This window comes from Fontisubflavum oceani (assembly GCF_030407165.1).
Taxonomy (GTDB): domain Bacteria; phylum Pseudomonadota; class Alphaproteobacteria; order Rhodobacterales; family Rhodobacteraceae; genus Rhodophyticola; species Rhodophyticola oceani.
The window spans coordinates 1,943,043-1,963,356 of the sequence record NZ_CP129111.1 but is presented as its reverse complement, the minus strand read 5'-3'; the positions used below and the strand labels follow the sequence as shown (position 1 = coordinate 1,963,356).

Here is a 20,314-nt window from a genome sequence, read left to right as displayed (position 1 = left end):
GCAAGAAGAAAGTTGGTGAGCCCCTTAACGCGTTGCTCTAATGCAATAAGAGCGAGATTGTTGTCTGCCTGCGCCGACTTAGACACTCTGATCAGACGGGCCCAACCTTGAAGCACACCGTCAGTCATGGCATTTGTGCACCGATGCCACAGTGCTGTCCGCATGGATCGGGGAAATCAGCGGCATTTGATTGAGTGAACGGCAAGAGGGTCGGTTCGTGGCAGATGTAAACATTCACTTCGGGGCCCATGGGATACTACCTCGGTACCTTGAGGTCGCAGCCAAGGCCGAACGCAGAAATCTCCGAAAACGTCAGATCGTCCCCATCACGCCGAGCCAATATCGCCTCCAGTTGCGGAAGGCCGTCAATTCAACCGATAGCTCTGCGCAGGATGCATTTATCGCGGAGGCTCAGAACTCTAAGCTACTGCAAGAGATGAACCGGCACGACCGGCAAGAAGACCTCTTTGTCCTTAGCCGACATAACCTGCTTTGTTCTGACAGTGCGATCTTTCGCGGTCGAAAACTGTATATGGCTGGCGCAGGTCGGGTGCAGAATCTTCTGTCAGTTTTCTCGGGTCATGAACTGCATTTCAACATCGTCGTGTCGGATGCGGCGACATGGGCGCGCGTTTTGGCAGAGCGCGAAATGTGCCCGTTGCCGAACAACCCGATGCTGACCGCACCGAACCAATACTCCTGGTACGAGACGATCGCGAGATTGTTTGACGGACTCGACCCGGCCATGATCCGGGTCTGGGTCGCGCCCAGATTTCCGAGCGACGAAGCTGATATTGCGCGGCTTTTTTCAGCCCTGGATCGACTGCTGTCCGGTTCTCCGAAGAGACGCTCAATGAAGCGCTTGAAACAGACAATATGCCAAAACACCGGGCCTCTATCCCCGAAGCGATGTCGCAAGCGGCGGCTGATTTTTTCATGACCGACATTGAGAGCGTCGAAGACAGGCTTGGGATCGATGTTCGCACTCTGGCCTAGAAACCGCGAACAAGATCAGCAGATTCTGAATACGCGTGTTGTCCATCACATGGGTGCGGACAACGTCGGGGATCACTACTGCGCGCCCGATTTGTATCTTCCGTTCAAAGACGTGACCAGCGCTGGCTACTCTGATCCGCCCAGACGGGCAGACTTGACCGTGATCGGCGGCGGCAATGTCTTCGACGTTGCCAACAAGTATTCCCGGGGCCGTGCATTCAGACGGTCAAAAATAACAGCCGCCTGGGGCATCGGTCTTCCTGCGCCAGGTCGTCGAGATGCGGAAGTATCTGATTTTGCAGATCGATTCACACATTTTTCGACGCGTGACCACAATTGGAGCTCGGTGTTCGACTTCGTTCCCTGTGCCAGTTGTTTGAGCCCGGCGTTTGATAACCCACCAAACCCGACGCAGGAAACCGTGCTCTTTTTGCACCGTCGGAAAACGCCGGAAGACCTGCTGAATGATCCCGGCCTCAGCATTCTGACCAATCGGTTTAATGAGTTGGAAAGTGTTGTGCGATTTCTGTCCGCTGGTGAAGTCATTGTCACCAACTCGTATCATGGCACCTACTGGGCGCAGCTCCTTGGGCGGCGTGTCGTCTGCATCCCGTTTGGGGCGAAGTTTCACACGTTCCAGAACCCGCCAACCTACGCGACCTTCGAAAATTGGCGCGACATGATCAGCCAGGCGGTTGCGTATCCGAGCGAGTTGGAAGAACACCGCGCGCTCAACAAGGCCTTCTTTGAGAAAGTGCATGCCTAGGGCGACCGGTCGGCATGTCACCTTAGCGGACTCTACTCTTCGAAGAAGCTCCAAGTATCCGCAAAATTCGGGATAGAGATATCCGCTGCCTTTCGGGTGTCGTCAAATCTGGAGAAAACGGTGCCGCTATGCTTGGTCCGGAGAAGGAACTCGCTCAGCACCGCGCCCGCCGATTGATCAAGCATACAAAGCTCCAACAGCTTGGCGTTTGTGTTTAGGAGCAGATCGGTGCCCCCAACCGTATAGCGATCGAGGCCGCGGAACATGTTCTTCGTCGTCGGTTCATGCGACCCGTAGGTCTCATCTGGCGCCCGTCCTTCAAGCGCGCGTTCGCCTTCGTAAATCTTGATCATATTTGCATAGAAAAACCCGGCTGCACCTACAATCTTCTGTGCTTCGTTGTCGCCATGGTCGAGAAACGTCTGCAATGTCGATATCAGCCATCGCGTGCTCAACTCATATCTGAGCTGTTCGCCCGCTTCCGTCCAGATACGCTGGAACAGCGCCCGGGCCTTCTCCGTATGCGGTGTATCTCTCCGTAAGTAGCTGATGACCAAAGCATTCAGAAACGCGAGTTCGCTCTTTCCGCGCAGATGATATCGCAGAATTTCGGCCTGATCTTCGATGTTGGCTCTAGGTTCTTCTGACAAGCTCACATCGGAGGGCAATATCTTGGTCGCAAGTTCCGCTAGGTCGCAATCGGCTGCCGGCAAGATATCTGGACAGTTCGGCTGCTCCGGCACTTGCAACAGCACACGTTCATAGAGCGCTTCAAGGCCGATGGGTCCATGCCGGGGCAACTCTCTCGGCCAAGTCACTGTGTCTGAAGCCGGTGCGGCTGGTTCCTCGTCAAGCTGCTCCCGGCGGGCCATCCGTTTCTTGTAGATTGGGACCAGCTTCCGCATCGAGGCCAGTTGATTGACCCGTTCCAACTCTGTGAGCAGTTGTGGCGACGCGGATGCATTCGCCCGAGGTTCATCTTGCCCCATGCCGAGTTGGTCATGCGGGAGATCGAGAATGCGGAACAGTTCCTGAACGCAGCGTGTTGGGTTGTCTTTCTGGTAGTCCGCAATCACAAGCCGCTCTTGCGCATATTCGACAGCAGGTGCCAACACTGAGGCCCAGTTGAGCGGTTCTTTTATGAAGCCAATGAACTCTTCGAGGCTTGAAAACCTGTCACGATACTTGACGTGTTGAGCGTAGCAGCTCCTGAGCCATTCACCCTCCTGCCGCCGAAAAAACAAGAACGAAACATCGTCCTCCGGAAACGCCGCCGTCAAGATGCGCAGGTTCTTCGCAAGGGTTGGATAGACGCGCCGCCCCTGCCCCCGACCGACGAGATCACCAGAAAAATCCTCTTGAGACAGAATAACTTGGCTTGTGCCCAGTTGATCGCAATCCTGACGGATCATGCCCAAAAGCTCACGCGCCTGTTCAAAATCCTTTCGAGCCAGCCGCAGCGCCGCTTCATGGGTGCGCTTGTCGTGCAAAACACCGACATCATGCTCGGCGAGCGCGTCTTGGTTCTGCATCAGGTAACGCTGCAGAGCCGTCGAGCCAGTCCTATGCGGGCCGATATGGATAATGATTTTTCGCTTCAAGTCGGTCATCTGTCTCGTTTGCTCAATTGGCAAATATTCCCGAAATATTTTTAGAAATCAACAGCATGACTGATGAAGCCATCCGCCGCATGATCCAGATCTTCTGCGACAGGCGCACGCCGCAAACCGACCGTCTTAAGCGATGTCATGTCCCCCTTGGCTGGTGCGCCAAATGTTGCATCGCAGCTCTGCTCCGTTCATCCACATCACAATGTTCCCTACATGCCCTCTGCCTACCCACGTGATCAAGCACAGAGGTGGTCCATTCCATTGCAATCAATGTCTACATCGCACCGGGTAGCAAGCCCCTGTCTTGGACCGGATAACCGCGCGCTCCTAATACGGCATGCCTTTCGCCCCGCTCTGGAAACACGATAGGCCCGATCTCTCGCGCGATATTAGCAGCCTTAGAGCACAGGACCCGGCGCGGTATCGGAGAAAATCGACCTGAGCCACTCTCTGAAAATCTCGACCTCGGGCCTTTGCTGGCGTTGGGTTTTCCGGCGGATCAGGAAATGTGACTGGTGGAACGGGGCGGGGTCCCCGGCGATGGAGATGTCCATACCAGCGGCAATCGCACTTGTCGCAAAGCGGGTTTGTATCGCCGCATGCCCCCCGCCCGCGGCGACCATGGCGATTGCGACCGCTGTTGTATCGACGATCAGCGTCGGTTTGGAGGTCAGCGCCTCAAGCCCATGGGCCGAGAGATACCGATCCCACATATCCTCATATCCGAGAATTTGAATGAGCGGCATGTCTTGGAACGCCGGGTCGCCAACCTGAACCACTGGGGAGGTTTTCGGTCGAATAGGAACAATGGACTCCGTCGAGATTTGCTCAACCTCAAGCCCCGGCCAATGACCGACCCCCTGCCGGATATCGACGTCAACCTCTTCATCGGAGATCGATGCCGCCCAAATGGTCGAGATCAGACGCACACTGATGCCCGGATGTGCTTTGGTGAAGGCGGGAAGATGTGGCCCCAACCACAAGGCGGCTGTCGAAATCGGTGCGCGAACCGTGATCGTTTGCCGGGCGAGCGGGCCAAACAGGCTTGTCGTGGCCAGATCAATATTCGTCAGAGCCTCGCTGACCGAATGGAGATAGGCCTGCCCCATCGCGCTGAGCGACAGATGGCGTGCCTTGCGTATGAACAACTGGCAACCCAAGGTCGCTTCGAGAGACTTGATATGCAAGCTGATCGCGGTCTGTGTCAGGCCAAGCTCCCGTCCCGCTTCGGTGAAATTCAGCAGCCGCGCCGCCGCCTCGAAGCTGCGCAGCCAGGTCAGGTTCGGGGATCGCGTCTGCATTTTTATACCCAAAAAATTTTGTACATAAACTCGATTATTATTCGTTTCTCTTTCGCTTTCAATCGATCAAATATCGCTTCGAAATCATGTCTGCGATGGGTATCGCAATGGGAGGAAGTGACATGTCAGCACCACCGCTCGAGACCGAGATCTTTGCCTCGGAGGCCGCCGCGAATGACAACTATGTTGGACGTCTGAGTGACAGCCGGCATGTGGTCCATATGGACGATCTGCCGATCGAAGGCGGGTTCGGCCCGCATTATGGCGGTGCAACCTGGCGCACATTGATCTCCAGCGATCGGATGGACTCGTCTGAATTGGTCCTAGGCGTTGCGCAGATCCCGTCGGGCGGCGTGCTGGCTCTCCATCGGCACCCGCCAGCCGAATTCTACTTCATACTCTCGGGGTCCGGCATCGTGACAATTGATGGGACGGATCATCGTGTCACCCGAGGCTCAGGCGTTTATGTTCCCGGCAATGCCGAACACAGCTTCGCGGCGGGCATAGACGGCGTCTCCTTCGCCTATGGGTTTGCGAGGAATGCATTCAACGAGGTCGAATACACCTTTTCCGACCATGAGCGGGCGTAGGCCGCAACCGCCTTCGCGCGAAACGCGCGGGGGTGGCAGCTTAGAATAAGAAGGAATACGACATGAAGGTTGGTTTTATTGGTCTTGGCAATGTCGGCGGCAAACTGGCCGGGTCCATTTTGCGCAACGGCTTTGACCTCACGGTCCGCGATCTGAACGAAGAACTGGTTCAGGAGTTTGTCGCCCAGGGGGCCAGCCGCGCCGATAGCCCCAAGGAACTGGCAGAGACCTGCGATGTTATCATCACCTGCCTGCCCTCGCCTGCCGCTTGTTCGGAAGTGATGGAGGCAGAGGATGGTGTTCTGGCGGGCCTCAGCGCTGACACGATTTGGGCCGAGATGTCCACCACCGACGAGACCGAGGTCAAACGGATCGCCGATCTGGTGCGGGCCAAAGGGGCCGCGCCCATCGAATGCCCAGTCTCCGGCGGCTGTCATCGCGCGGCAACCGGCAATATCTCGATCTTCGCAGGCTGCGACCGCGAGACGTTCGAGCAGATGTTGCCGATGCTGACAACGCTTGGCCGTCGTGTGCTGCATACGGGCGAGATCGGTTCGGCCTCGGTTCTGAAAGTGATGACCAACTATCTGGCCACGGCAAACCTGATCACCCTGGCTGAGGCCATGGTCACGATGAAAGCCGCCGGGATCGACCTGGCCACGACCTATGAGGCGATCACGATTTCCTCGGGCACGTCTTTCGTTGCCGAAACCGAAGGCCAAGTCATCCTCAATGGCAGCCGCGATATCTCCTTCACGATGGATCTGGTAAAAAAGGATATCGGTCTGTTTCAGAAGATCGCCGAAGAGAATGGCGTACCGTTGGAGATCAGCCCGCTGATGGTTGATATCTTTGACGATGGCATTGCGCGCTATGGCCCGCGCGAGTTGTCGCCCAACATCATCCGGCGACTGGAAGATGCCACCGGATTGTCGATCCTGGCCGAGGGCTTCCCCGACGAGATGACCGATGATGAACCCGAAGAGCCCGGCTATGAGGTGGTGCCCGCCGCCCGGCGCGCGGCTGAGTAAGCGGCGTCAAGATCCGCAAAGGGAGCCGGTTCCGACCTCTGCGCGCCTATCAACGGGAGGCCATAGACAAATGATAAAGCTGAACAGGTTCTATATCGATGGCGCGTGGGTCGCACCGATCTCGGCCACCCCCTTTCCGATCAAAAATCCGGCCAACATCACCCAGATCGGCGAGGTGATGCTGGGATCTGCGGAGGATGTGAATCGCGCGGCGGCTGCCGCACGCCGCGCTTTTGACAGCTTTTCTAGAACACCGAAGGATGCTCGCATCGCTTTGCTGGAAAAGCTGGCGCAAGTGTTCAGCGACCGGCTGGAGGAGATGGCCCAGGCGATCACCACCGAAATGGGGGCCCCCATCACCATGTCCCGCGAGGTGCAGGCCGCTTGCGGCATGGACCATATCTGGGCCTTCATCGACGCGCTGCAACAGCAGCCCGAGCGCGAGACCCTGCCGAACTCCGATGTTCTGATCCGCGAGCCGATCGGCGTCTGCGGCCTGATCTGCCCGTGGAACTGGCCGATCAACCAGATCGTTTTGAAGGCGGTTCCGGCGCTGGCGACCGGGTCGACCTGCATTCTGAAACCCTCGGAGTATACACCGCTCTCTGCTGCGCTCTTCGCCGAGTTCGTGGATGAGGCGGGCTACCCGCCGGGCGTCTTCAACATGGTCTTCGGCGACGGCCCCACGGTGGGCACCGCCCTGTCGCATCACCCGGATGTCGACATGATGTCTTTCACAGGCTCGACCCGCGCGGGTGTTCAGGTCACAAAAGACGCCGCTGATACCGTCAAGCGCGTCACACTGGAACTGGGCGGCAAATCCCCCAATCTGATCTTCGCCGACGCCGATCTTGAGGCCGCCGTTTCCACGTCAGTCGCAGGGTGTTTCTACAATGCCGGTCAATCTTGCGATGCGCCAACCCGGCTGCTGGTCGAGCGCAGTTGTTATGATCAGGTTCTGGAATTGGTCGCCCACGCCGGGGCCGCGCAAATCGTGGAAGACCCAGCAAAGCCGGGCGACCACATCGGACCGCTCTTTGACGAGATTCAATATGACCGTGTGCAGGCCATGATCCAGGTTGGCATCGACGAAGGCGCGCGCCTATTGGTTGGCGGTCTTGGAAAGCCTGAGGGGCTGGAAGACGGCTGGTATGCCCGGCCCACGATCTTTGCCGATGTGACCAATGAGATGCGGATCGCGCGCGAGGAAATCTTTGGCCCCGTTCTGGTCATCATCCCCTTCGACAGCGAAGCGGAGGGGATCGCCATTGCGAATGATACCGATTTCGGCCTAGCCGCCTATCTACATACCGGCGATATCAAGCGCGCGGAGCGCGTGGCGGATCAACTGCGTGCCGGGACGGTGACCATCAACGGGATTGGCGTGAACTACGGCTCGCCTTTTGGCGGGTACAAGCAATCAGGCAACGGTCGCGAGGGCGGCCTGTTTGGGTTAGAGGATTATCAGGAGGTCAAGGTCCGGCCCGCTCTCACGCGCATCTGACGACGCCACGACACAATCCGTTCGACGTCGATCATGAGAAACGTATTCCGGCCACAGGGGACCACTCCGATCATAGACCGATCAAATACGCCGATTCCGCACGCGTGATCATGCCAGCGCAGCCGCGTACGATCCTGATATACGAGACAGTGGACGATGGCGGCAAGCACACTACCTCGTTAATGGAACTTACAGTTTCAATTGGGCCTCATGCTCTTCATGCCACTGAAATAAATGGGACAAATGCGCCATACCAGGGCCAGAACATACCAGAGGTCTGTGACAAACCTCTTTTGTTAACGATTTGTTAACCTCTCTGGACACCATTGATTTCTATGGGTTGTAAGCGCCCAGTCGAAGAGCGGTAACGCGGTGGCCGTCTGGCTTTGAAAAACGTTAGGAAAGCGATGACGCTTTTGAAGCAAATAGGCCCTTATATGCGCTATATCGCGGTGGTTCTGATCGCGCTGGTTTTTGGCGTCGTTCTCGACAGGCAGAATTCGGAACAGTTCCGTGTCGATCAACGGCTGGCATTGCTTGAGGTCAATCACGGATTCCAGTCCGCGCTTGAGCGCGAGATAAACGAGAAGATATTGGTGTCCGAGGGCGCCATGGCCGCATTCGCCGCGCAACCCGATATGTCGGCGGCGGAATTCGCACGAGTGGTCGGCCAGCTGGTGAGAAATACCGATGATGTGATCAACGTGGCCGCCGCCCCGGATCTGGTCATTGAATATGTATACCCATTCGCTCCGAACCAAGCGGCTCTTGGCCTGGATATCAGTCAGCGGCCAGACCTAATGGGCGCTGTTCAGCGGGCCATTGACACCGGGGAGACGGTGATCGACGGGCCTGTTAATCTTGTCCAAGGCGGGCGGGGCTTTCTCACACGCTCCGCTGTCAACGCCTACGAATCAGGCGATGCATATTTCTCAAGCGATGCGGCGGATCGCTTTTGGGGCGTCGTATCGCTGGTTATTGATGCCGACGGCCTCTTTAGATCCGCAGGACTCACCAATGATGGTGCCGGTTTCGCCTATGTCGTTCAAGCGGCGGACGGTAGCATCCTAAATGGGATGGAGAGTGTTCTATTCCTCGACCCAGTTTCAACGTCTGTCGTCGCCCCAGGCATCAATTGGACTCTATCCATGGCTCCGGAAAACGGCTGGGTCACGACTCCGCCAAACCGCGTTCAGCTCTGGGCGACGATTTTGGCATTGTGTTTCGCCTCGCTTATCTTGATGAGGGTGTTCAGGTGGGCCTTTGACAAAAAGGATGCGGCGGAAACGCAGCTCTCCGAAGCGATTGCAGCCCTTGATGATGGGTTCGCCCTCTACGATTCCTCCGACCGCTTGGTGATGTGCAATCAGAAATACAAAGACCTTTACTCTTTGTCTGCCGAACGGATGGTTCCCGGGACCCGTTTCGAAGATATTATTAGGTACGGCGTCGAGACAGGGCAGTACCCGCAAGCGGAAGGTCAGGAGGAAGACTGGATCCGCGAACGCGTAGAGGCCCACCGCAACCCCGGCGAGGTTATGGAGCAGCATCTGGCTGATGGACGCTGGCTGAGGATTGTTGAACGCAAAACGCCATCGGGCAGCGTGGTTGGCTTCCGGGTCGACATTACAGAGCTTAAGGAGGCTCTTGCCGAGTCCGAAGCCGCAAATGCCGCAAAGAACGAGTTTTTGAACACTGTCAGTCATGAGTTGCGGACGCCACTCACCGTTGTTTTGGGGTACAATGCTTTCCTGCGAAACCCGGACTCTTTGCCGAGCTTCAAGAAGACCGTTCAAAACCTCCAAAGCGACAATGCTGCGGGCGCCCTGGAGCATATCAAGCAGTTCAAGGGCGATATCGAAAAGTTCTCACAGCATATCGAGGTTTCCGGCAAACACCTGAAAGGGTTAATTACAAGCATTCTGGACTTGGCCGCGATCGAAGAAGGCACCCTTCAAGTAACGGTTGAAACTGTTGAACTTGATCCAATTGTCAGAGAGGTCGTGCAACAATTCCAGTCTACGGCGAAGGAAAAGAAGATCGAGTTTAAGATCGATAGCCAAGCGAAAGAAATTGTAGCTGATCCCGAAAGACTAAGCCAGATTCTTCGAAACCTGATTGGGAATGCTATTAAGTTCACCGATGAGGGCCAGATAACGGTCCGGACGAGATCGGCGCCAGGCCGAGCTTGGATCGAAGTCGAAGACACCGGATGCGGCATTCCTCAGGCAGACCTGAAGCATGTCTTTGAACGCTTTGGACAACTTGATGCCTCAAACAGCCGCCGACATGGCGGCGTGGGGCTTGGGTTGCCAATCGCGAAGCACCTGGCAGAGATGCAAGGTGGTACCATCAGCGTTGCCAGTACCGAAGACGAGGGAAGTGTATTTCGTGTAGAACTTGCAGCCCCTATCAGGACCCGAGGTGCTGCAGCACATTGACCACAATTGCCCGACAATTGCCTTTTACCATTGCTATTATGTCTTATTTAGGCCCGATTGTTGCGCAAGTTTTCAACAAAGAAAGTGCCCGCACTAGAATTGTTGCACGAGTGGTTGAAGTACCGAGGCAGACCTATGAAACGGATACGAAAAATCTCCCTATTTGCTCTGGTTTTGAGCAACACAGCGATCTCGCTGGGGCTGACGATGTTGTTCTATAGCTGGGTGCCAGCCATCACCGCGTCGGGCTCGGAACGTTTCATGCTGTTGTTCGTTGTTACCTCCGCTCTGGTTGCGTTGATCACTGTTGTAAGCATCGCCTACGCAAAGTCGACTGATCCAGACTATAACTGGGCATTTTCAGGTGCTTACGATGAGGCCATTGACCTGCGAGAGCAGGCGCTCAACAAACATACAATCGTGAGCGTCGCCCATGCCGATGGCCGAATCAAAGAGATCAACGAAAACTTCGAGAAGACTTTCGGCTATGATGCGAGAGAAGTCATCGGCAAGCTTCCGTCGATGCTCTATGGAGAGTTTAAAGACGAGGCCAGCTTTCGCGAGGTCTTCGAGGTCGTCTCCAAAGGCGGCGCCTGGCAGGGTGAACAGTGCCTAATTACAAAGGACAGACGGATCGTTCGGGTCCACACGACGATCATTCCCCGTTTCGACAAATCAGGCACGCATACCGATAGCATTTCGATCCGCACGGATCTGACACATGCTCGCGCCGAAGCGGCCAGCGAAGGGCGTAATGCGGTGATCGAGGGCCTTCCCGACGGCGTCATTGTTTATGACCCCGAGACCTTTGAAATCATCTATGTGAACAAAAATGGTCGAAAGCGCCTTGGATGGTCGACAGGAGAGATCGAAGGTAAGCATATGTTCGACACCTTCACTAAGTTCGACAAAGGTCTCTTCGAACGGTATCTGGCCCCCCTGCTGAACGGCGACGCAAAAGAAGTCACGATTGAAGTTGTCCATGATCAGGGGCCAATCGAGATACTGACCCATATCGATGCTGGACCCGATGGCAAACCGACACTCATTTCGGTGGTGCGCGACATTACGGAACGTAAGCAATCAGAACGTTTGAAATTGAACTCGGTCTCAATGGTCAGCCACGAATTGCGGACGCCCCTAACATCCATCAAAGGTGCGCTGCGTCTGATTGAGTCCGGTGCGTTAGGGGAGCTCGGCCCTGAGATCGCCCGTATGATTTCTGTCGCCCATCGCAATAGCGACCGCCTTCTCGAGATCGTTAACGACATCTTGGTTTTGGAGAAGCTGGACTCCGGCGAAATGGACTTCTCGCAATCCACGCTCGACCTGCGCGATTTGCTCCGCGAAGCCGCCGAAGCCAACGCTGGCTATGGTGAAGAATGTCAGGTCCATTTCGTTGTCAACGACTGGGGCAGCGCGGCTGAAGTACACGGCGACTCAGCACGCCTCATGCAGGTGATGTCGAACCTAATGTCGAACGCGGCCAAGTTCTCCCCGCTGGCGCTGACGTTAATCTCTATATTCAAGACTGCGCCGGGGCTTGGCGGGTCTGCGTTGAAGATCATGGGCCTGGTATCCCCGAGTCGGCGCACAAGACGCTGTTCGACAGCTTCTTCCAGGTCGAAGATGTGCAAGAACAGTCCCGTCCCGGTACTGGCCTTGGCCTGACAATCAGCAAAAAAATCATCCAGCGTCACGGCGGACGAATCGCGTTTGAGACCGAACTCGGGAAAGGCAGCGTCTTCTACTTCGAACTGGCCAAGCACAGTGCCTCGCAAGAGGATATCGATGACGCGCCTCAATCTGCGGTCGCCTGAGCGACACGTCCCCAATCACGTTCCAACCGGAGAAGATACAAGTGTCTGATTTAACAACGATTCTACATGTTGATGACGATGAAGACATCCTTGAGATCGCCCGGATGGCGCTTGAGATGGTCGACAGTTTCACCTTGCATCAATGCAACTCCGGCCCTGATGCACTCGAAAAAATCGAAGGCGTTGCCCCGCAATTGCTGCTGCTGGATGTGATGATGCCCGGAATGACCGGACCCGATCTGTGGGCGAAGGTAAAGGCCCTGCCCGGCTACGCCGAGACTCCAACGATCTTCATGACCGCGAAGGCCGAAGATTCGCTTTCGCAAGAATTGTTGGAAACCGGGGCCTTAGCTGTGATCACAAAACCCTTCGACCCGATGACCCTTGGCGCGCAAATCCGCGCGGCCTGGGCCAAGCTCTGAACAACTCAGGCGGTCGCCATGAGCTTGACCGCCATTGAGGCTAGGTTTGGTGCCAAAAATTCCTCGATCTGTGAACAGTCACGCCCAATTTATGCCATTGTCTCCCGCTAATTGTAGTTAGCAACACAAGACCCCCGCGCACTATGCCGCCCGGCATCCCGCGCACGAGATCAGAGGCAAAACATGAAAATCCTGGCTGTTGATGATGATCCAGAGTTCCTGGTCCTCTTCGAAGATGCGTTGTCCAATATGGGCTACTCCAACGTCACCTTCGCTGAGTCTGGCGCGGAGGCGCTCGATCTGATCTCCAAAGCACAGATCCCATTTGACTGCTTCATCCTGGATATCCAAATGCCTGGTATGGATGGGATTGAGCTCTGTGAAGCCATTCGGTCGATGCCGGAGTATGACAAAGCTCCCATCGTCATGAACACGATCATGTCTGACCGGGCGCATATCGATCGCGCCTTCGCAGCCGGGGCGACGGACTATCTGACCAAGCCAATCGACGAGATCGAAATCAACACGCGTTTGGGCGTCTTGCACACCCTGGTGCGAGAGCGCATTCGGACGCAGCATGCCATCAACCATGGCGGCGCGGATGTGTTCGCGAAACCGTCCTACCGGTTCGCAGATCAGATCCCGATGCAGCGCGTGGCCGGGACGATCGAGTATCTCGCGATGGAGAACTACTTGAAAACGCTTGGCGTGTTCCGCGCGCTCTCGACCAAAGCGGTCGGTTTTCATGTGATCAATGGCCAGCAGCTGTTTGATGAAGCGGGTGCCTCGATCTTCAGTGAAGTGATGATCGATGTCGCAACCTGCATCTCGGATTGCCTCAAGACCCATAGCCGCATGATCAGCTATGCCGGGAAGGGTGATTTCGTCTGCTTGCTCTCCCGAGTCGAAGCGGTTGATTCCTTCCAACTGGGTGAAGAACTGCGGATGAGCATTGCGGAGTTCGGTCACATCTATGATGAGCTGAATATCCATCTTCCTATGGTGACGGTCGGCCCCGCTGTTGGGTGCAAAGCCTTGCACATGGCATCGCCCACCCGCATCCTGGATGAAGCCATCCTGAATGCGCGCTCGGCCGCGCGGCATTTCACCGGTTTTGCGGAAAGCCTGGCACGGTAATGACACCAACATTGGCCAAGGTAGATCGCTCATGAGCGCGACAACCAAAGCTGCCGTGGCGGTGCTGGACAGTGTTCGTGAACGCTTTCTCGACCGCCTCGGCGACCGGTGCCTTGAGATCGAAACACTGATGTTGGCGGTCGATGATCGCGGTCCCGAGCCACGTCTTATCAAAGAAATCGCGATGCGGGCGCATAAGACCGCCGGCATCGCACCGACCCTTGGTTTCAAAGAGTTGGGTGATCTTGCCCTCAAGGTTGAAACGCTCCTAGGAAACCGATCAACGCGGAAGGTTGGTCCGCGTGCCGTCCCATGGTCGAAGAGCTTCTGGATCAAATCGAGGCCGTCTTGGACGAGGCGATGTGAGATCCACGGTTCCGTTTCTGCACGAAAAAGATGCGATCACACCCCGGGTTGAAACGCATATATCCATCAAAGTGCCGGCAACGAGACAGGCCCCAAACCTGAACGCGTGAGCATATCTGCCGTCGCTTCAAGATCGGCCCGCGGCATCATCGGCCATTCGGTCGCTTCACCTCGGACGCCATGGGTCCGAAACCCATTCAAACGAATCGGAACTGTCCCGCCTAAGCTTTGGACAAACGCGACGAGAAGCGCGATTTCTGCGGCGCTATCCGTTTTGCCCGGCACCATCAAAAAGCGCAGTTCATGCAATTTCCCCGCCGCATGGACCAACCTCGCGCTGGCCAGAGATCGGTCATTGCTGCGCCCGGTCAGCGTCAGATGCAGCTTGGGATCAAACGCCTTGATATCCAGCAACACCCCATCGGTCAGCGGCAACAGCATCTGCCATCCTGCCGCGCCAAGATGACCGTTGCTGTCCACAAGACGGGTCAGATGCGCCAGCTCAGGATCATCTCGCATGGCCGCAAAAAGCGTCAGGATAAATGGTAATTGCAGCGTCGCCTCGCCGCCCGATAGCGTGATGCCAGACAGAAAGCTCTGATGCTCTCGCAACAGCTTCCAGAATGTCCTCGACGCTATAAAGCTGGGCCATCGGGTTGGCGCTGATCGGGCACGCATCCAAACAGGCATCGCAGTGGGTGCAGATACCCGGATCAAACTGTACCTTCCCATCCACCAGACTCAACGCACCCGGTTCACATGCGGGAATACAGTCACCGCAATGATCACACTGACCGATCGTGTATGGGTTGTGACACGCTGCACAGGCATAGTTGCAGCCCTGCATGAACAAGACCATGCGATTGCCCGGCCCGTCGACGCAAGACCAGGTGAGGATGTTGCTAATCCGCGCCTGCAAGGAGCTCATTGGCCACCACCCTCGGCTTGCGCTTCAAAATGTCGGTCTGGTCGGCGGCCTCCGCCCCCAAGGCGGTGGTGTTGGTGCGTGAACCTTTGGCATCATTGAACGCGGCCAGATCCGAGAGCCGGATCATATACCCCGTCACACGCACCAGATCATTGCCGCCGACATTGGCGGTGAACTCTCTGAACCCATTGGCAAAGGCGCCCTTGCACAGGTCCAAAACGGCCGCCGGGTTTGCCTTGACCGTTTCATCCATGGTCAGAATCTCACTGATCCCGGAGGGATAATACTGGTGATGCGGCGCTAGGGCCCGCACATGGGTCACCGGATCGGGCTCGGCACCATAGGGAATGCGCACACCCGGCGTGAAGCCAGTATCGGTCGATAGCCCTGCCTGCGCATGCAGCATAGCGTGCCCGCGCCAGACATGCGCCATCGGTCGCGCCGCAACAAGCTCGGCCAGTCGGGCGGAAATCTTGTGCCCCAGTTCATTCGCGGCCGCATCCATCCCATACCGGCCATCCGCTCCGGCCTTCTCCTGCAACAGGTTGACCGCCTCGGCCATGGCGAAGACACCAAACATCGCGGTGAAGCAGTCGGGGTCAATCCACCCTTCGGTCACCAAGAAACTGTCGAAAAAGCCGGATTGGTTGAACAGATAGTCAACCCGCGCCTCGGTCAGGCGGAAATTGAGATCAACATAGCGCGGCAAGACCGCCGTCAGGAAATCATCAGCGTCGCGCGATTGTTCCGCCACCTTGGCCAGATTGACCCGCGTCAGTGTTGAGGCACCTCCGCAAATGGGTAGCGCGTTATAGCAACTGACAATTCCATAGCCATCGTCATCGAAGACCGCCTGATGCAACGGATGATTGGCGATATGGGGTTTCGAACAGATCGTAATATTCGCAATCGCTTGCTCAAGGATCGCATCACTGCTGACGTCGGGGTCATAGCGAAAGGTCAGGTTCGGCGCGATCTGCTGCAACTCGGCATCGACCCGCAGAATGGTTCGCGCCACGCGGTTGTCACTTGGCCCGATATTGGCGTGCAGAAATGCATCGGGCAGCACCCGATCGATATAGCGCCAAAACAGCTTGATCTGTTGATAGAGCGCCGCGTCGGAGACGCCGTCGCAGAATGGCAAAAGCAGATCGTCAAGCTGGCCGATATAAACCGGCATGCCCGTAACCGACGGCACATGGTGATAGGCGATCATCAGGCAATGGATCGCCTCATCCAAACTCTGCGGCGCGGGCAGTTCAAGCCACGCACTGCCCTGTTTCAGAACCACGGAATAGTCCGGCAGCACATAGCGCGGCTTATAAGGCGCATGGCCTTCATACATGTCGCAGATCACCCGAGCATCCAGGGCCGCCCGCGTCTCCGCGTCGATCTCTGGATAGGCCAGGGCATTTTCCGCCTCAAGCGACAGGGCGCGGGCCTTCTGCGCGGCACTCAATGTGGGATCGTTCACGATACGGCGGGCGGCGGATGACTCACATGTCACGTTGAAATCCTCTGCTTTCGACGGCTTCGTCCGGGCAGATACCATCAGTTCCGGTCGGAAACCTGGATGCTGATGAAGATCATATCCCCATTGGTTGATTATGAAACAATTATCGGGGGCATATAAATGGGATAAAACCACGCAGCCGGGTGCTGCAAGGCAAATCTCTGCCGCGGGAAACCATTGGGACCAAGCTCATCGGTGCCAACGCAGCCTGGGGAAAATCTGCAAGCGCCGAGCGGTTGGCGCACTAAGCGACGGACCGCAAAGACAAGGCCGCCCCTTGCCCGACGCCTACACACATGGTACAAAGCGCAGTTCCCTGCCCCTTATGCGTCAGCTCCACCGCAGCGGTTCCGACCAGACGCGCGCCGGTCATGCCCAGGGGGTGCCCCAACGCAATCGCGCCGCCATTCGGATTGATATGCGCCGCCATCGGGTCAAGGCCAAGCTCACGACAAACGGCAACCGCCTGCGCGGCGAAGGCCTCGTTCAATTCGATCACGTCGAAATCGGCCACATCCTGCCCGGTCATGGCGCAGAGTTTCTGAACCGCGGGCACCGGCCCGATGCCCATCACCCGCGGCTCCACGCCGGCGGCCGCCGCGCCGGTGACCTCCGCCATGGGCGTCAGGCCCAATTTGTCCACCATCTCTTCCGATGCGATCAGCAACGCCGCCGCGCCATCATTGACGCCGGACGCATTGCCCGCCGTCACGGTGCCTGCCTCCCGGAACGGGGTCGGTAGGGCCGCAAGCTTCTCCATCGGGCTTAGACGCGGATGCTCATCCCGTTCAACGGATACCGGGTCACCCCGGCGCTGCGGCATCGTGACCGGCACGATCTCTTCTGCAAGACGCCCGCTCTCCTGCGCCTGTGCGGCGCGGGTCTGGCTGGAAAACGCGACCGCGTCTTGATCTTCCCGTGACACACCGTAATCGGCGGCCACGTTTTCGGCGGTCTCCGGCATGCTATCGATGCCGTATTGCTTCTCGATCAATTTGTTCACAAAGCGCCAGCCGATGGTCGTGTCATAAACCGCATTGGCGCGCGAAAATCCGGCTTCTGCCTTGGGCATAACGAAGGGCGCGCGGCTCATGCTTTCAACACCGCCCGCGATGATCAGCCCCGCCTCGCCGCATTTGATCGCGCGATAGGCGGCTGTCACGGCGTCCAAACCGGACGCGCAGAGCCGGTTGACCGTATGCGCCGGCACCGTGATCGGCAGGCCCGACAGGAGCACCGCCATCCGTGCCACATTTCGGTTGTCTTCCCCGGCCTGGTTCGCGCAACCCAGGATCACTTCATCCAGATGCTCAACCAAGGCCGGTGTCCGCTCGACCAGATTGCGGATCGGGATCGCCGCCAGATCGTCCGGCCGGACAGAGGCCAGGGCCCCGCCATAACGGCCAATCGGCGTGCGGCGATAATCACAAATAAAAACCCGGTTCATACGTCTGCCCCTGCTATCACTGCGGTGGCCTCGATCTCGACCAGCGCCTCGTCCTCAATCAACCCTGCCACGACAACCATGGTCATCGCCGGGAAATGCCGCCCGAGAACCCGACGATACACCTCGCCAACCTCCCGTTGCCGGGCAAGATAGTCTTTCTTATCCGTCACATACCAGGTCAATCGGGTGATATCTGTTACCGCACCGCCCGCAGCCTCGACAATGGCCACGATATTGCGCAACGCCTGTTCCATCTGACCGATGAAATCATGGTGTTCAAACACTTGCGCGCCGTTCCAACCGATCTGCCCGCCAACATAAAGCGTGCCGTCCTGCGCCAAGACGCCGTTGGCGTAGCCCTTCGCAGGTGCCCAGCCCTCCGGTTGAATAATCTGATGCGCCATGATCAGCGTCCTTCCATCTCTCGCATAAGCGATGCTTTCAAATCTGTGGGCCAAGGCACCGGCCGCCCATCACCGCCCACATGCACCAAGACGGCGCTGGCTTCAAACCGGGTCTCTGCCTCTGCTCGCGCGGTGAAGTCGATGCCCAGGCTGCTCCGTCCGACTCTGACCACGCTCAGATCAATCGCCAATTGATCGCCATGGCGGCTTGGCGCGGTGAACTTTGCCTCAATCTGCGCCGTCGGCACCGCCCCGCTCTGATGGAGTGTCTCAAACGGATGTCCGATCTCGTCAAAGAACGCTTCGACGCAATCGTTCATCATTTCGAAATAGCGCGGATAAAACACGATCCCTGCCGGGTCGCAGTGTTTGAACAGCACCTTCTGATGCATGGTGAACCCCATGCTTACCCGGCCTCCGGTGTCGTTGACCGCAAGCGAAAGCGTTGAATCTTACCGGTTTCCGTTTTCGGCAAGGCCTCGGTGAACACAATCGAGCGCGGGTATTTGAACGGCGCAATGGTGGCTTTGACATGATCTTGCAAGTCGCGCACCAAAGGCGCGCCCGGCTGAGCGCCCGGGGACAGCACCACATGCGCCTCGACGATCGCGCCCCGCTCGGTATCCGGCACACCGATCACGGCACATTCCGCCACCGCCTCATGCGACAGAAGCGCGGCCTCCACCTCTGGCCCGGCGATATTGTAGCCCGCCGATAGGATCATATCGTCATTCCGGGCGGCAAAATGGAAATAGCCATCCGCATCCATCGTGAACGCATCGCCCGAGATGTTCCATCCCTCCTGCACATATTCCGTTTGCTTTGCGCCGCCCAAATATCGGCACCCCGTCGGCCCACGCACCGCCAAACGCCCGGTTTCGCCCGGTGGCACTTCCGCCCCGTCTGGTCCAATCACCTTTGCCTCATATCCCGCAACCGGTTTGCCGGTGCAGGCGGCGCGGTGATCGTTGAACCGGTTGGTGATGAAGATATGCAGCATCTCGGTCGCGCCGATCCCGTCCAGCATCGGCTTGCCCGTCTTCTCCATCCATTCGTCATAAACCGGGCCGGGCAAGGTCTCACCCGCCGAAACCGCCGCGCGGAGTGAGGAAAGGTCGGCGCCTTCCTCCATCGCTTTCATCATGGCGCGATAGGCCGTCGGCGCGGTGAAACAGACCGTCGCGCGGTATTTCTGAATGATTTCAACCATATTCGGTGGAGATGCATTTTCCAGAAGCGTCGCCGCTGCACCAAAGCGGAGGGGAAAACCGCCAACCCGCCCAGGCCGAAGGTGAAGGCTAAAGGCGGCGAGCCGATGAACACATCTGTCTCGGTAACGCCCAAAACCTCGCGCGCGTAGCCATCGGCGATGATCAACAGATCGCGATGGAAATGCATTGTGGCCTTCGGGGCACCGGTGGAGCCGGAGGTGAACCCAAGCAACGCCACATCGTCCTGCGCCGTCGCAACCGCCTCAAACTGCACGGGTTTCTCCAACGCCAAGCGGTCCAATTCGGCATCATGGTTCGACGTGCCATCAAAGCCCACAACGGTTTTCAGAAACGCGCTGTCCTTGGCACAGGCCGTCATCTCATCCATCAGCCGCGTGTCACAAAGCGCGAAGGTGATCTCCGCCAGATCAACATATTTCGTAAGCTCGCCAGTGCGCAGCATCGGCATGGAGTTGATCACCACCGCCCCCGCCTTGGTCGCGGCCAACCAACACGCGACCATCGCCGGGTTATTGGCCGAACGGATCAGAACGCGATTGCCCGGCTTAATTCCCAAATCATCGACCAGGGCATGCGCCAGCCGGTTGGTCCAGTCGGTCAGTTCTTTATAGGTGCGCCGCCGCCCATTGCCGATCAACGCCGTGTGATCCCCAAATCCCTTGTCGACCATCGCATCGGTCAACTCTACCGCTGCATTCAGTCGATCCGGATAGTCAAACTCGTCCAACAGAAGATCTGGCCAAGTCTCGACAGGCGGCAGGTTATCGCGTGTGAATGTGTCGGTATGGGCCGATGGTCTCAACATG

General features: G+C 57.3%; 19 protein-coding genes and 2 pseudogenes. 11 read left to right on the top strand and 10 right to left on the bottom strand.

Annotated elements, in window-relative coordinates:
• The first annotated feature begins 217 nt into the window (after positions 1-217).
• Both QTA57_RS10160 and QTA57_RS10155 read left to right on the top strand, forming a co-directional pair.
• A complete protein-coding gene (locus QTA57_RS10160; RefSeq protein WP_290151322.1) occupies positions 218-940 on the top strand; it encodes a hypothetical protein in 723 nt (240 codons plus the stop codon).
• Between the two features lie 36 nt (positions 941-976).
• On the top strand, positions 977-1,762 hold the full coding sequence (locus QTA57_RS10155) for a glycosyltransferase family protein (protein WP_290151321.1): 786 nt from the start codon (positions 977-979) through the stop codon (positions 1,760-1,762).
• Between the two features lie 32 nt (positions 1,763-1,794).
• On the opposite strand, the gene QTA57_RS10150 is transcribed toward QTA57_RS10155, so the two are convergent.
• Both QTA57_RS10150 and QTA57_RS10145 read right to left on the bottom strand, forming a co-directional pair.
• Entirely contained in the window at positions 1,795-3,372 is a 1,578-nt protein-coding gene (locus tag QTA57_RS10150) for a hypothetical protein (protein ID WP_290151320.1), read from the bottom strand.
• A gap of 398 nt (positions 3,373-3,770) precedes the next feature.
• On the bottom strand, positions 3,771-4,673 hold the full coding sequence (locus QTA57_RS10145; RefSeq protein WP_290151319.1) for a LysR substrate-binding domain-containing protein: 903 nt from the start codon (positions 4,671-4,673) through the stop codon (positions 3,771-3,773).
• A 122-nt stretch (positions 4,674-4,795) separates the two neighbouring features.
• On the opposite strand from QTA57_RS10145, the gene QTA57_RS10140 reads away from it, so the two are divergent.
• The 8 genes and pseudogenes from QTA57_RS10140 (at position 4,796) to QTA57_RS10110 (ending at position 13,618) form a co-directional block, all read left to right on the top strand.
• The gene (locus tag QTA57_RS10140) at positions 4,796-5,263 is read left to right on the top strand and encodes a cupin domain-containing protein (protein WP_290151318.1); all 468 of its coding nucleotides are present in this window, start codon (positions 4,796-4,798) and stop codon (positions 5,261-5,263) included.
• Positions 5,264-5,325: 62 nt separating this feature from the next.
• Complete coding sequence (locus QTA57_RS10135) at positions 5,326-6,294, top strand: NAD(P)-dependent oxidoreductase (RefSeq protein WP_290151317.1); 969 nt, start codon at positions 5,326-5,328, stop codon at positions 6,292-6,294.
• Positions 6,295-6,364: 70 nt separating this feature from the next.
• Positions 6,365-7,798, top strand: coding sequence for an aldehyde dehydrogenase family protein (locus QTA57_RS10130; RefSeq protein ID WP_290151316.1), 1,434 nt, complete (start codon positions 6,365-6,367; stop codon positions 7,796-7,798).
• Between the two features lie 407 nt (positions 7,799-8,205).
• Positions 8,206-10,239 carry an ATP-binding protein gene (locus QTA57_RS10125; RefSeq protein ID WP_290151315.1) on the top strand — a complete coding sequence of 678 codons (2,034 nt, stop codon included), beginning with the start codon at positions 8,206-8,208 and terminating at the stop codon, positions 10,237-10,239.
• Positions 10,240-10,374: 135 nt separating this feature from the next.
• Positions 10,375-11,478: pseudogene (locus QTA57_RS10120) on the top strand (PAS domain-containing protein); the annotation flags it as partial.
• Between the two features lie 284 nt (positions 11,479-11,762).
• Positions 11,763-12,059: an ATP-binding protein gene (locus QTA57_RS18605; protein WP_407933514.1), complete on the top strand. Its 297-nt coding sequence runs from the start codon at positions 11,763-11,765 to the stop codon at positions 12,057-12,059.
• Positions 12,060-12,100: 41 nt separating this feature from the next.
• Positions 12,101-12,481 (top strand): response regulator, encoded by a 381-nt coding sequence (locus QTA57_RS10115; protein WP_290151313.1) that lies wholly within the window; start codon positions 12,101-12,103, stop codon positions 12,479-12,481.
• A gap of 183 nt (positions 12,482-12,664) precedes the next feature.
• Positions 12,665-13,618, top strand: coding sequence for a response regulator (locus tag QTA57_RS10110; RefSeq protein WP_145216588.1), 954 nt, complete (start codon positions 12,665-12,667; stop codon positions 13,616-13,618).
• On the opposite strand, the gene QTA57_RS10105 is transcribed toward QTA57_RS10110, so the two are convergent.
• Positions 13,587-13,814 carry a hypothetical protein gene (locus QTA57_RS10105; protein ID WP_290151311.1) on the bottom strand — a complete coding sequence of 76 codons (228 nt, stop codon included), beginning with the start codon at positions 13,812-13,814 and terminating at the stop codon, positions 13,587-13,589. The two genes, QTA57_RS10110 and QTA57_RS10105, sit on opposite strands and share 32 nt — an antisense overlap.
• On the opposite strand from QTA57_RS10105, the gene QTA57_RS18600 reads away from it, so the two are divergent.
• The gene (locus tag QTA57_RS18600) at positions 13,749-14,036 is read left to right on the top strand and encodes an Hpt domain-containing protein (protein WP_407933513.1); all 288 of its coding nucleotides are present in this window, start codon (positions 13,749-13,751) and stop codon (positions 14,034-14,036) included. The two genes, QTA57_RS10105 and QTA57_RS18600, sit on opposite strands and share 66 nt — an antisense overlap.
• 14 nt (positions 14,037-14,050) lie before the next feature.
• On the opposite strand, the gene QTA57_RS10100 is transcribed toward QTA57_RS18600, so the two are convergent.
• The 7 genes and pseudogenes from QTA57_RS10100 to QTA57_RS10075 form a co-directional block, all read right to left on the bottom strand.
• Positions 14,051-14,596 carry a radical SAM protein gene (locus QTA57_RS10100; RefSeq protein ID WP_290151309.1) on the bottom strand — a complete coding sequence of 182 codons (546 nt, stop codon included), beginning with the start codon at positions 14,594-14,596 and terminating at the stop codon, positions 14,051-14,053.
• Positions 14,493-14,831: a 4Fe-4S dicluster domain-containing protein gene (locus QTA57_RS18595; protein ID WP_407933512.1), complete on the bottom strand. Its 339-nt coding sequence runs from the start codon at positions 14,829-14,831 to the stop codon at positions 14,493-14,495. Before QTA57_RS18595 ends, QTA57_RS10100 begins: the two co-directional genes overlap by 104 nt.
• A 55-nt stretch (positions 14,832-14,886) precedes the next feature.
• The gene (locus QTA57_RS10095) at positions 14,887-16,419 is read right to left on the bottom strand and encodes a YjjI family glycine radical enzyme (protein WP_290151308.1); all 1,533 of its coding nucleotides are present in this window, start codon (positions 16,417-16,419) and stop codon (positions 14,887-14,889) included.
• Between the two features lie 250 nt (positions 16,420-16,669).
• Positions 16,670-17,872 (bottom strand): 3-oxoadipyl-CoA thiolase, encoded by a 1,203-nt coding sequence (gene pcaF / locus QTA57_RS10090; RefSeq protein WP_290151307.1) that lies wholly within the window; start codon positions 17,870-17,872, stop codon positions 16,670-16,672.
• Positions 17,869-18,276, bottom strand: a complete 408-nt coding sequence (locus QTA57_RS10085; protein WP_290151306.1) for a RidA family protein — start codon at positions 18,274-18,276, stop codon at positions 17,869-17,871. Before QTA57_RS10085 ends, pcaF begins: the two co-directional genes overlap by 4 nt.
• Before the next feature lie 2 nt (positions 18,277-18,278).
• Positions 18,279-18,680: an acyl-CoA thioesterase gene (locus tag QTA57_RS10080; RefSeq protein WP_290151305.1), complete on the bottom strand. Its 402-nt coding sequence runs from the start codon at positions 18,678-18,680 to the stop codon at positions 18,279-18,281.
• 2 nt (positions 18,681-18,682) lie between these two features.
• A pseudogene (locus QTA57_RS10075) lies at positions 18,683-20,313 on the bottom strand (AMP-binding protein).
• Position 20,314 lies beyond the last annotated feature (1 nt).

Bases quoted from the DNA above. Each gene is read 5' to 3' on its own strand.
- QTA57_RS10155 (WP_290151321.1), top strand. From the start codon at position 977: ATGTTCGCACTCTGGCCTAGAAACCGCGAACAAGATCAGCAGATTCTG.
- QTA57_RS10150 (WP_290151320.1), bottom strand. From the start codon at position 3,372: ATGACCGACTTGAAGCGAAAAATCATTATCCATATCGGCCCGCATAGG.
- QTA57_RS10145 (WP_290151319.1), bottom strand. From the start codon at position 4,673: ATGCAGACGCGATCCCCGAACCTGACCTGGCTGCGCAGCTTCGAGGCG.
- QTA57_RS10140 (WP_290151318.1), top strand. From the start codon at position 4,796: ATGTCAGCACCACCGCTCGAGACCGAGATCTTTGCCTCGGAGGCCGCC.
- QTA57_RS10135 (WP_290151317.1), top strand. From the start codon at position 5,326: ATGAAGGTTGGTTTTATTGGTCTTGGCAATGTCGGCGGCAAACTGGCC.
- QTA57_RS10130 (WP_290151316.1), top strand. From the start codon at position 6,365: ATGATAAAGCTGAACAGGTTCTATATCGATGGCGCGTGGGTCGCACCG.
- QTA57_RS10125 (WP_290151315.1), top strand. From the start codon at position 8,206: ATGACGCTTTTGAAGCAAATAGGCCCTTATATGCGCTATATCGCGGTG.
- QTA57_RS10110 (WP_145216588.1), top strand. From the start codon at position 12,665: ATGAAAATCCTGGCTGTTGATGATGATCCAGAGTTCCTGGTCCTCTTC.
- QTA57_RS18600 (WP_407933513.1), top strand. From the start codon at position 13,749: ATGTTGGCGGTCGATGATCGCGGTCCCGAGCCACGTCTTATCAAAGAA.
- QTA57_RS10105 (WP_290151311.1), bottom strand. From the start codon at position 13,814: ATGCGCCCGCATCGCGATTTCTTTGATAAGACGTGGCTCGGGACCGCG.
- QTA57_RS18595 (WP_407933512.1), bottom strand. From the start codon at position 14,831: ATGCAGGGCTGCAACTATGCCTGTGCAGCGTGTCACAACCCATACACG.
- pcaF (WP_290151307.1), bottom strand. From the start codon at position 17,872: ATGAACCGGGTTTTTATTTGTGATTATCGCCGCACGCCGATTGGCCGT.
- QTA57_RS10085 (WP_290151306.1), bottom strand. From the start codon at position 18,276: ATGGCGCATCAGATTATTCAACCGGAGGGCTGGGCACCTGCGAAGGGC.
- QTA57_RS10080 (WP_290151305.1), bottom strand. From the start codon at position 18,680: ATGGGGTTCACCATGCATCAGAAGGTGCTGTTCAAACACTGCGACCCG.